The following is an 11,223-nucleotide window of genomic DNA, read 5'->3' on the forward strand; positions in this document are numbered from 1 at the left end:
GGCGTGGACGGGGAGCCGGTGCCCGAGGAGCCCGGGCCGCTGCGCGCGGAGTCGTGGGGGGCCCCCCGGGGCGGGGGGGGGGCGCCCCCGCCCCCGCCGCCGGCCCCGCGGGGCGGGGGGCGGCCGGCTCGCCGGCCGCCCCCGAGTGCCTCGACGAGGACTCCGCCCTCCAGCTGTGCCTCGGGGACACCGCCGGAGGGCCACAGGCAGGTCGGACGGACCGGCTCCGTGGGCGCTCGGACAGGAGCCGGGTTGTTGTCCGGTGACGGAGGAGCCGGCAGAACGGCGTCGTGACCACGAGCGTTCGCTCAGCGGCCCGTCGAGCAGGCCGTGGGGACGGCTTCGACAAGCGACAAGCTCAGAGGAAGTGCCGGATCGGGGCGGTTGCCGCCTCCATCGCGCGCCGGGCCGGGCCGCGGCGGTGCCAGCGGGACGGCGTGAGGGCCTCACTGCGCGTCAGGTCCCGGTCGAAGTCCTGGTCCAGCCGGGCGGTGAACTCCTCGTCCACCACGGCCAGCACCACCTCCTCGTCGTGGTCGAGCGAGCGGCGGTTGAAGTTCGCCGAACCGATCACGGACATCGTGCCGTCCAACGTGAGGACCTTGGCGTGCATCATCGTCGGCTCGTACTGCCAGACCGTCACCCCGCAGGCCATCATCCGCCCGAAATGGCGCTCGCCCGCCAGCTGGCAGACCCGCTTGTCGGTGTGGCGCCCCGGTACGAGCAGCTCGACGGTGACGCCGCGCCGCGCCGCCTGGCAGAGCAGGTCGACGAAGTAGTCGTCGGGGGCGAAGTACGCGGTGGCCACGCGGAGCCGGTGCTCGGCGGAGGAGATCACCACCCGCATCAGGGTCTGCAGGTCCTGCCACCCGACGGCGGCCGAGCCCCGGACGACCTGGACCACCGCGCCGCCCGGCTGCTCGTGGTCCTCGAACCGGTCGGCCCCGTCGTAGAGCGTTCCGGGGGCGCACTCGGCCCAGTTCTGCGCGAAGGCGGCGGCGATCCCGTCGACCGCGGGGCCGACCACCCGCACGTGGGTGTCCCGCCACTCGCCCGGGTGGCGGGCGTCGCCGCACCACTCCTCGGCGATGCCGACTCCGCCGGTGAACGCGATCCGGCCGTCCACCACCAGCACCTTGCGGTGGCAGCGGTGGTTCTGCTTGAACGGCGAGAGCCGAACCGGGCGCCGGAACCAGGAGATCCGGACGCCGGCCTGCTCCATCAGGTCGATCAGCCCGGGCTCGATCAGCCTGCTGCCGAACCCGTCCAGCAGCAGCCGTACCCGCAGCCCCTCGGAGGCCTTGCGGGCCAGCGCGTGGGCGAACCGGCGGGCGATGTCGCCGCGCCAGTAGACGAAGGTCATCAGGTCGACGGTCCGCCGGGCGCCGTTCACGGCCTCCAGCATCGCGGGGAAGATCTCGTCGCCGTTGCGCAACGGCGTCAGCAGGTTGCCTTCGGTGGCGGCGATCCCGATCAGGGCCTCCAGCCGACGGCGCAGCGTCGGGCCGCGGTCGGGTCCGGAGGTGGCAGCGGCCTGTTGGACGGGGCCGGGGCCGGAGGCGGCCGCGGCGTGTTCGACGGGGCGGGGGCCGGGTGCGGTCTCGGTGGTCATCGGGTGTGTTCCGTCCGGAGGAGGGGCTGATGGTGGCAGCCGCTCCGCTACCCGTTCGGGGCGGGTCCACGCCAGGGGGATGAAATCCGGGGATCGGGGGACACGGCGTCCGTGACGAGAACCCAGGCGCGCGCCGTGCGGATCGGCGTACCGGTGCTGGCGGCGACCACCCAGGGAGCGGTGCTGCTCGCGGCCGGGCTGCTGATCACCCACCCGCCGGCCGGCTGGTGGGATCCCGGCGAGCGGGGCCTGGTGGCCTGGCTGGCCGCGCACCGCACCGCCGCCCTGACCGGGGCGAGCGAGTGGCTGTCCGCGCTCGCCTTCACCCCGGCCGTCGTGACGGTGACGGTGCTCGCGTCCGTCGCGCTGCTGGTCGGGCGCCGGTGGCGGGGCGCTGCGCTGCTCTCGGGCGCGGTCGCCCTTCAGGCCACCCTCTTCGTGACCGCCGCCCACCTGGTCGACCGGGCCCGGCCGGACGTGGCCCGGCTCGACGGTGCGCTGCCGACCTCCAGCTTCCCGTCGGGGCACGTCGGTGCGGCGACCGCCCTGTACGGGGGCCTCGGTCTGCTGCTGCTGCGGACGCGGCACGGGTGGCGGCGGGTGGTGTGCGCGCTGCTCTGGGCCGTTCCGGTGCTGGTGGCAGCCAGCCGGCTGTACCGGGGCATGCACCACCCCACCGACGTGCTGGCGGGCGCGCTGAACGGCGCGGCGGCGCTGTGGGTGGTCTCCCTGGCGCTGCCCGCCCGGCAACGGCCCCGCACCGCCACCGCCGCTCCGGTGCGCGGATCCGTCGCCCTGGTCTACAACCCGGTGGGTGTGGACGGCGCCCTGCTGGAACGGCTGTCCGCGGTCGTCACCGCCCACGGTCACCGTCCTCCGCGGCTCCTGCCCGGGTCCGCGGAGGACTCCGGCCGGGCGGCGGCCGGGCGTGCCGTCGCCGGCGGGGCCCGGCTGGTGGCGGCCTGCGGCGGCGACGGCACGGTGACGGCCTGCGCCGACGCACTCGCCGGGACGGACGCCGCCCTGGTGGTCGTCCCGTGCGGCACCGGCAACCTGCTCGCCCGCAACCTCGGCCTGCCGGCCGACCCGGCCGACGCACTGGCCGCCGCCCTCGGGGGCCACGCCCGCCGGATCGACCTGATGCGGGCGGAGGGCGACGGTCTGCCCGCCCGGGCTGCCGCGACCATGGCCGGGATGGGCCTGGACGCCGCCGTCATGGCCTCCACCCACCGGGGCCTGAAGCAGCGCCTCGGCTGGCCCGCCTACCTGCTCGGCGCGATCCGGCACCTGAGTGACCGTCCGTTCGCGCTGACCGTGTGCGTCGACGGCGGCCGCCCCGTGCGGCGCCACGTCCGGATGGCCGTGGTCGGCAACATCGGCGCCCTCCAGGGCGGGATGCGCCTGCTCCCCGGTGCCGTGCCCGACGACGGCCTGCTCGACCTCGTCCTGGTGCAGCCGCGGGGCCTGCGCGGCTGGGGCGCCGCCCTGGTCGGCCTGGTCACCGGCGCCCGCCGGCCCGGCCCGGCCGCCCCGCTGGAGCACTTCCGCGGACGGCGGATCGAACTCACCGCCGACCGGACCCGCCCGCGGGAGTGCGACGGCGACCCGGTCGGGGACGGCCGGCTGCTCGTACTGAGCGTCCGCCCGGACGCCCTGCTGGTGCGGCTGCCCGGCACCGCCCGGGACACGCCGCTCGAAGGGGCGGAAACAGCACGCACGGAAGAGGAACGGGAAACGGCATGACACGGACCGACCACGGCCGCCGGCCCCGACGGACGGAGGGCCTCTGATGGGAACCGCCAGCCGCGTCGGGACCGGCCACGAGCACCTGTCCGCCGACGAGGCGGTGCTGACGCTCCGTCGGGGCTCCTGGTGGCCCCTGGCCCGTGACGCCTTCCTGCGCTTCCGGTACGCCGACGGGTTCAGCCACGCCCGCGCCCTCGCCTTCCAGATGGTGCTCTCGCTGGTGCCGTTCGCGATCTCCGTGGTCGGTCTCGCCTCCTCGGTGCACGGCGGGCCCGTCGGCCAACTGGTGCAGGCCAGTATCGAGGGGATGGCTCCCGCATCCAGCGGCGACCTGGTCCGTGACGTCCTCGACCGCAGCCGCAACCACACCGGCGGCACCGTCGCGCTCTGGTTCGGCGCCCTGTTCGCGCTGGCCAACCTGGTGACCGCGATGTCCCAGGTCGAACGCGGCGCCAACCGCATCTACGGCATCGAGCGGGACCGCCCGTTCGACCGGAAGTACGGGCGGAGCCTCTTGATGGCCGCGGGTGCGGGCCTGCCCCTCGGCACCGGCTTCCTCGTCCTCGTCGCCGGCCCGCGGGTCGCCGCGGCGGCCGACCAGGTCTTCGGCCTGGGCACCGGCACCACCACCGCCTGGACGCTGCTGCGCTGGCCGATCGGCCTGCTGCTCACCCTCACCTCCACCGCCCTGATCTTCCGGCGGGCCCCGCGCCGCCGCCAACCCGGCTACAGCTGGCTGGCCTTCGGAGCCGGTGTCCACCTGGTGCTCTGGCTCGCCGCGACCTGGCTGCTCACGCTCTACCTGCGCGTCAGCGGTTCCTTCGACGCCGTCTACGGGCCGCTCAGCGTCGTCTTCTCCTTCCTGGTCTGGGCCTACCTGACCGCGATCGCCCTGTTCCTCGGTCTCGCCTTCGCCGCCCAACTGGAGGCCGACCGCACCGGGCGGCCCGGCCCGGTCCTGCCCGACCCGGAAGGGAGCGGATCGTGATCCGCCGCCCCGGACGCCACCGCACCCCGCTGCGCCCGTCGCTGCGCACCGCGGACCTGCGGCTCGGCGAGCGCCTTCTCGCCGGCGTCCTCGCGTTCGGCGTCGCGGCGGTGCCGGCCGCGCTGCTGCTCGTGCTGATCGAGGCGAACTGGCCACCGCTGCACCGGCTCGACGCGGGCACCGCCGGGCACCTGCACGCCTCGGTCCGCGACCGCCCCGGTGTGCTCGCCGTGCTGCGCGCCCTCAGCAACGGCGTGTGGGACCCGCTGACGATGCGGTTGCTGATCGCGGCGACCGTCGGGTGGCTGCTGTGGCGCAGGGCCTGGCGGCTCGCGGTCTGGGCGGCCGCCACCGTCACCGCGTCCGGGCTGACCGGCCTGGCGGTGAAGGTCACCGTTGCCCGGGCCCGGCCCGCGCTGCCCGATCCCGTGGCGCACGCCCCCGGCTTCTCCTTCCCGTCCGGGCACGCGATGACGGCCGCCACCTGCTGCGCGGTGCTGCTGTTGGTGTTCGCCCCGGTGCTCGGCCGGCGGTGGCTGCCGGCGGCGCGGGCGGCCGCGGTGATCAGCGTCCTCGGGGTCGGCTGCACCCGGATCGCGCTCGGCGTGCACTGGGTCAGCGACGTCCTCGCCGGTTGGCTGCTCGGCCTCGCCCTGGTCGCGGCGACGGCGTGGGCGTTCGAGGGGTGGCGCCGCGACACCGGCCGGTCCGTGCCACCGCCGCTCACGGAGGGGCTGGAGCCCGAACTCGCCCGGCAGGGGCCGGCGGAACCCGGGGTGAGCGGCGGCCGGTGAGGCCTGCTGCGGAGTCGACCGGGTGCGCAGCGGGCGCGGCGGAGCCGTCGTCGCCGGACGGCGCGCAGGTCGTCGGGGGGCGGTCGGGCCGGCACGCCGGCGCTACCGCCGGTCCCGGTGACCGTCCGTCCCCGCTGTCGCGGCGAACGCCGCCGACCGGTCCACGCCGGTCCAGTGCCCGAACGGGTACACCACCCACTCCGCCCGGCCGATGACCCGGCGCTCGGGCACGAAGCCACCGGCAGGATCGCCCAGGTGGTCGCGCGAGTCGTGGGAGGCGCTGCGGTGGTCCCCCATCACCCACAGCTTTCCGTCCGGCACCACCACGTCGAAGGCCACGTCCGACGGTTCGTCGCCTTCGGCCAGGTAGGAGGACTCGTCGATCGGCACACCGTTGACAGTGATCCGCCCGCCCGGGCCCGTGCTGGTCACCCGGTCCCCGCCGACCCCCATGACGCGCATGAAGAAGATCGTTTCCCCGGCCGGCATCAGGCCCAGGTCCCGTCCCAGCGAACGCAGTCCCTCCAGGACACCGGTTCGCTTGGCCACCCCTCGCACGAAGTGGCCCCGCCCGTCGAAGACCACCACGTCCCCGCGGCGGGGGTGACCGTCGAAGGCGTACGCCAGCTTGTTCACGAGCAGGCGGTCGCCCGGGCGCACCGTGTTCTCCATCGAGCTCGACGGCACCGCGAACGGGCGGGCGACGAAAGCGTTGACCGGCAGGACGATCACGGCAAGGACACCCAGCAGCCGGAGCAGGCGCCGCAGGCGGGAACCGGTCCGCGGGCCCTCCGACGGGTCCGCCCCCTTCTGCCGCCGTGCCCGACCGTTCGCCTCACCCCGTTCGCTCACGTCCGCCCTCCTGACGGTCGATGCCGGGCGGCAGCACCGCACGCGGGGCGGCACTCTCCTCGATCCGCTGCCGGACCTCGTCGCCACCGGCCCCGGGCCCCCCGCTGGGGGACGGTGGCGGCGGTGATGTCCCGTACGCCGACGCACCGGGGAGCACGGGCGCCGGCGACGGCGTCCGGCCGGTGCGCGGCACGCCGACGGCCGCGGGCCTTCGAGGAGCGGGCGGCGGCGCGCTGTGCGCCGCACTCCCCGCGACCATCGGCCCGAGGCCGTGCCTCGATGCGTCGCGCCTCGTTCTCCGTCTCCATGATCGCGAGCGTATCCGGCCCGTCCGACACGGCGTCCCGCAGGTCAGCTCCGGTCGGCGGCCGGCACCGTACCGGCGGACGGCGGTGCCTGGTCCCGGCAAGGGCCGGCCTCCGGGGAGTCACCCGCGGACCCCGGGGTGCCGACCGTCCGCGCCCGGGCGGTGGGGAGCGCGGCGGCCAGACGCAGACGCTGGACGCCGCCTCGTGTCAGCGGCATCCCGCTGCGGGTCACGAGGTCGTGCGCGGCGGGGCCGATCCTCGTACCGGACGTTCGTCGGCCCTGCGCGTTCTCGACGACGGCCGGCCGGGTCACCGCTCGCAGGGCTCTCCGGGCAAGGCTCGTCTCCTCGGTCAGTAGTTGGTGTCTTCCGGGCCCGACCTCCTGCTCGTTCCAGCACACCGCGAGACGGCCGGCTTCGAGGACCTCGCCCTCCCCGTCCCGCAGCCGGCGTGAGCAGAGGAACTGCATGATCGCCGAGCGTCCGATGCCGGATCCGGGGGCGACGGCATCGTCCACCAGAACGTCCTCAGGCGCCCGGGCCCCGGTCGGCAGGAGCAGAAACGCCTGCCGACCACCGCACCCCAGGGCCTCCCCGAGGTCGCGGTGCAGATGCACCTGGTGAAGGCCCTTCGGGCCGGGATGACTGCACAGCCAGCCGGAGCGCGGCAGGGCGTCGCGGATGCTCCGCCCGATGAGTTGCTCGTCCTGGGGCAGCGCCCAGACACCGGTCGTCTTCGTTCGGGAGCCAGGAGATGCCACACGCGCAGCATGGCAGAGAACGAGGACATCCCCTCAAGGGCCCCCTGGACGCCCCCGCTCACCGGGCCGGCTCCACGGGAGTCGCGGCCGCGGCCGAGGTGGGGCGTGTCGAGCCGGCTCGGCGGGCGCGGCGCGGCGGTGCCGTGAGCGGCCCGGGCGGCACGACGGGCGTCCTCCCCGCGCAGGCGCGCGGGGAGGACCACCCCTGGGGCCCGTCAAGGAAGCCGGGCTGCGTTCGGGAGGCGCCTGAGGGCAGCATGGCGCTGGAGAACCGGCAGGCGCTGTTCGATCCGGCACGGCCGAATGGCTGGGTGGCGCAGTCGTCGAGACCCGTGGACGGGTGGCGTCAGCCGATCGTCAGCTGCCACCTGGTCTCTCCGTCGTGCGACTGGTCGGTGGGGGTGAGGCCGGCCGCCGTGGCGACGGCGGCGGATGCCCGGTGGCCGGGGTGGATGTGGGCGACGACCGTGTGCACCCGGTGCCGCCGGAGCCAGGCGACGAGTCCTCGGGTGGCTTCGGTGGCGATTCCGCGCCGGTGCCAGGGGGTGCCTGTCACCCAGGCGATCTCCGCGACGGCTCCCCGGTCGTCGGCGGTGACCGTCGCCTGGACATAGCCGGCCAGGCAGGTGTCGTCGCGGAGCCGGATGATCCAGTTGCACCAGGATTCGCCGGGGTTCGGCGAGCCGCCCACCAGACGTTCGTAGCGGATGCGCAGGTCCTGGGCGGTGTCCGGGGCGCCGCCGGTGAAGGTGTGCAGGCCGGGGTCGGACAGCACCCCGGCCATCTCGTCGGCGTGATCGGCCTGCAGGGGCAGCAGGTCCAGCCGGTCGGTGCGGATGGTTTCGGGCTTGAGGGGGATCACGCTGTCTCCTGGTCGGAACGTTCGACGAGCATGCCGCATCGGCAGCCCGCCCCGGCCGTCGGTGGTCTTCCTGACGGCCTCGGGGAACCTCGCACCGCGGAGCCTTCCGACCCCGCGCCCTTCACCCCCAGCCCGGGTGGATCAGCCGTCCGTGGTGGATCAGGGACACGGACTGCTTGAGCCGGCGTGCGCGGATGCTGATCTCGTAGCCCCTGATGCCCTCGATGTGGGCCAGGCGGCCGCTGAGGTAACGGTAGAAGTCCGGGGTGTCCTTGCAGATGACGACGGCCAGGAGGTTGTGCCGGCCGCTGGTGGCCGCGGCGAAGGCGCATTCGTCGTGCCGGGCGATCTCCTCGCCGATCCGCTGGAGGGCGGGCAGGTCGACCTGGAACCAGAGGAGCGCGCTGAATTCGTAGCCGAGCCGTTCCGCCAGGATGTCGATGCCGTAGGCGAGGGAACCCGTGGCCTCCAGGGCCTCCAGCCGGCGGGCGACGCGGGCCGGGGACCAGCCGGTGGCCTCCGCCAGACCGGTGTGGGAGGCGCGGCCGTCCTCCGCCAGGGCCGCGAAGAGGGGGAGGTCCTCGTCGGTCGGGGCGAGCGGCGGCCCGGCGGGTGCGGGGCGCTCCGCCATCAGCTGTCGCACCTGCTCGTCGGTGAGGGAGCGTTCCCCGCCGGCCCAGCCGGCCGTGGCCGGGGTGGTGAACTCGTGGATGAGCAGGTCCACGCTCGTGTCGAGGAGCGAGGTGGCCTTCGGGAGCTGCCGCAGCAGGACGTCGTCGTGCCCGGTGCCGCTGGCCGAGCGGATGACGCAGATGACCTCCGACCCGCCGGAGGCGATGCCGGCGTAGCCGACCTCGGACCTGCGGGCGAGGGACTCGGCGACGGGGCCGGCGGCGTCCGGGCGGCACCGCAGCCGGGCGATCCACTCCGCCCGTCCGTGGGCGGCCGGGCTGCTCAGCCCGACCACGCGCAGGACCCCGCCGCGGCGCAGCGCGTTGTAGCGGCGGGCCACGGTCTGTTCGGACACGCCGATGACCTCGCCGAGGCGGCGGAACGAGGCCCGCGGGGCGCAGTGCAGCCCGTGGATGATTTTTCGGTCCAGGTCGTCGTGCACGGAGGAATCCTGACACACGCTGGCGTGAGGATGGAGGTTTCTCCGCATCTGCCGAGATCGCTTGGGGACTATCCGCCGGCGGGGGCGAAGCTGGTCGCTGCCCAACCAGCAGTCGGTGCCCGCGCGGCGCCCCGCAGCCGAAGGAACCACTTCGTGAACCCCGCAACGGTGCGACGCCCCGGGGCCGGACGAGGCGTCACGCTCGTCATGGCCTGTCTCGGCGTGTTCGTCGCCTACCTCCCCGTGACCACCGTGTCGGTGAGCCTGCCCGCGATCCAGCGGACGCTGGGCGCCTCGACCGCCCAGCTGTCCTGGGTGTCGGACGCGTTCGTCCTGCCGATGGCGGCGCTGATCCTGACCACCGGCGTGTGGGGCGACGTCCACGGCCGCAAGCGGGTGTTCCAGGCGGGCATGGCGCTCTGCGCGCTGGGCGCGGCCGTCTCGCTGGCGTCGGACTCGGTGCAGTCGCTGTGGATCGGACAGGCGGCCTCCGGCCTGGGGGCGGCGGCACTGCTGCCCACCACGCTGGCGCTGATCAGCCACGCCGTGCCCGACCACCGGGAGCGGGGCAGGTTCATCGGTGTGTGGGCGATGTCCATGCTGGCCTCGCTGGCCTCCGGGCCCCTGATCGCCGGGGTGCTGCTGGAGCACGTCGGGGTGCGCTGGATCTTCCTCCTGCCCATCCCGGTGTCCCTGGCCGTGCTCGCCGTCGCGGCCTTCCTGCTGCCGGACTCCCGGGCGCCGCACGGCCGGCGGCTCGACTGGCCCGGGCAGATCAGCGCTGCCGTCACCGTCACCTCGGTCGTCTACGGCGTGATCGAGGGCGGCGCCAACGGCTTCGGCGAGCCCGCCGTGGTGGCGGCCCTGGTGCTCAGTGCGACGAGTGCGGTCGCGTTCGTCCTCGTGGAGCGCCGCAGCAGCAGCCCGATGCTCGACCTGGCCCTGTTCCGCAGCCCGGCCTTCGCCGCCACCACGCTGGTTGCCATGATCAGCTTCCTGGGGCTGATCGGCTTCTTCTTCGTCCTGAGCCTGTACTTCGGTCTGGTGCAGCACCTGACCACCCTGGAGGCCGGACTGCGGATGGTCCTGGTGAGCGGGACGTCCCTCGTCGTCGGCGTCCCCGTCGGACGCCTGATGCACCGGGTCTCCGCCCGGATCATGATCACCGCCGGTCTGGTGGTGATGGCGGGCTCGCTGCTGTCGCTGACCGGCATCGACGCCGGCACCTCCTACGGCTCGCTCGCCTGGCGCCTGGTCCTGCTCGGCATCGGCATCGGCACCGTCCTCACCCCGATGACGGCCTCCGCCGTCTCCTCCGTACCGCACCACCTGGCCGGCATGGCCGCCGCGGGGAACAACGCCTTCCGGCAGCTCGGCGGCGCCCTCGGCCCCGCCGTCCTCGGTGCCCTGCTGACCACCCGTGCCCTCGACTCCCTGCCCGGCCGGCTCGCCGACGGCGGCGTGCCGGCGGAGGCCGCGGGCCGTGCCCTCGCCACCGCGCGGGACCAGGGCCTCGGTGCCGTGGCCGGGCTCGACCTGGGCCCCGCCACCGAACCGGCCCTGGCCGCGCTGGGCGGCTCCTTCCTCGACGGCCTCCGGCTCTGCCTGATCGTGTCGGCCTCGCTCGCCCTGCTGGCCGCCCTCGGCTGCGCCCTCCTCCTGCGCCCGGCCGCGCCCTCGGGCCGCCCCTCCCCCGCCGCCGGGTCCCCGGCCGCGGCCCCGGCCCCGGCCCCGCGTACCGCAACGGCCGCCGCTGCTTCAGCCGCTTCCGCCGACGGCGCGTCCGCCGAGGAACTCCGGCGCACACCGTGACATCGGGTGCGCCGCCCCGGCCGGGGCGGCGCACCACCGTGCAGCACCTTCCCCTTCTCCGGCTCGGCGGGCCGCCGACCCACTCGCGCAGGAACGCCTCGTGTTCCGTCGCGCCGCGCAGGCCGGCGGCCGGATGGCGACGGAGCAGGTGGCTCACGGGGTGCTGCGGGGGCCTGGTCCGTGGACGAGGAGCTGCCCGCGGGGAACGAGGAGTACAGGAAATTCTTCGGCTCCACCGGCAGGTGAGCAAGCCCAATTCGGTGACCGAGACCGCAAGATTTCCTGTTTCACCGGGTGCGCAGACGCCGCGCACGGGACGGCCACCGGCGCCCGGACCGCGCCCGGGACCACGACCCGAAGTCCCCGGCCGGGTAG

Annotated in this window: 9 protein-coding genes; 4 read left to right on the plus strand and 5 right to left on the minus strand. The window is 75.1% G+C overall.

Annotated features, from left to right (window positions below; all coding sequences use genetic code 11):
• Positions 1–358 precede the first annotated feature (358 nt).
• Entirely contained in the window at positions 359–1,612 is a 1,254-nt protein-coding gene (locus ACFCX4_RS29275) for a phosphatidylserine/phosphatidylglycerophosphate/cardiolipin synthase family protein (protein WP_376148773.1), read from the minus strand.
• Positions 1,613–1,723: 111 nt separating this feature from the next.
• Here ACFCX4_RS29275 and ACFCX4_RS29280 point away from each other — a divergent pair, with 111 nt between their 5' ends.
• From ACFCX4_RS29280 to ACFCX4_RS29290, 3 genes are read left to right on the plus strand one after another with little or no spacing between them, the layout of a single operon-like run.
• On the plus strand, positions 1,724–3,355 hold the full coding sequence (locus ACFCX4_RS29280) for a phosphatase PAP2 family protein (protein ID WP_376148776.1): 1,632 nt from the start codon (positions 1,724–1,726) through the stop codon (positions 3,353–3,355).
• 46 nt (positions 3,356–3,401) lie between these two features.
• Positions 3,402–4,346, plus strand: coding sequence for a YihY/virulence factor BrkB family protein (locus ACFCX4_RS29285; protein WP_376148779.1), 945 nt, complete (start codon positions 3,402–3,404; stop codon positions 4,344–4,346).
• The gene (locus ACFCX4_RS29290) at positions 4,346–5,140 is read left to right on the plus strand and encodes a phosphatase PAP2 family protein (protein WP_376148793.1); all 795 of its coding nucleotides are present in this window, start codon (positions 4,346–4,348) and stop codon (positions 5,138–5,140) included. The genes ACFCX4_RS29285 and ACFCX4_RS29290 overlap by 1 nt, the downstream gene beginning before the upstream one ends.
• A 102-nt stretch (positions 5,141–5,242) precedes the next feature.
• On the opposite strand, the gene lepB is transcribed toward ACFCX4_RS29290, so the two are convergent.
• The 4 genes from lepB to ACFCX4_RS29310 form a co-directional block, all read right to left on the minus strand.
• On the minus strand, positions 5,243–5,992 hold the full coding sequence (lepB, locus tag ACFCX4_RS29295; protein WP_376148781.1) for a signal peptidase I: 750 nt from the start codon (positions 5,990–5,992) through the stop codon (positions 5,243–5,245).
• A gap of 351 nt (positions 5,993–6,343) precedes the next feature.
• Positions 6,344–6,817 carry a hypothetical protein gene (locus ACFCX4_RS29300; RefSeq protein WP_376148784.1) on the minus strand — a complete coding sequence of 158 codons (474 nt, stop codon included), beginning with the start codon at positions 6,815–6,817 and terminating at the stop codon, positions 6,344–6,346.
• 589 nt (positions 6,818–7,406) lie between these two features.
• Positions 7,407–7,922 carry a GNAT family N-acetyltransferase gene (locus ACFCX4_RS29305; RefSeq protein ID WP_376148787.1) on the minus strand — a complete coding sequence of 172 codons (516 nt, stop codon included), beginning with the start codon at positions 7,920–7,922 and terminating at the stop codon, positions 7,407–7,409.
• 121 nt (positions 7,923–8,043) lie between these two features.
• Positions 8,044–9,036: an Lrp/AsnC family transcriptional regulator gene (locus ACFCX4_RS29310; protein ID WP_376148790.1), complete on the minus strand. Its 993-nt coding sequence runs from the start codon at positions 9,034–9,036 to the stop codon at positions 8,044–8,046.
• Between the two features lie 207 nt (positions 9,037–9,243).
• On the opposite strand from ACFCX4_RS29310, the gene ACFCX4_RS29315 reads away from it, so the two are divergent.
• A complete protein-coding gene (locus ACFCX4_RS29315) occupies positions 9,244–10,848 on the plus strand; it encodes an MFS transporter (RefSeq protein ID WP_376148796.1) in 1,605 nt (534 codons plus the stop codon).
• Positions 10,849–11,223: the final 375 nt, after the last annotated feature.

It is taken from the genome of Kitasatospora sp. NPDC056327, from assembly GCF_042261735.1.
Lineage (GTDB): Bacteria > Actinomycetota > Actinomycetes > Streptomycetales > Streptomycetaceae > Kitasatospora.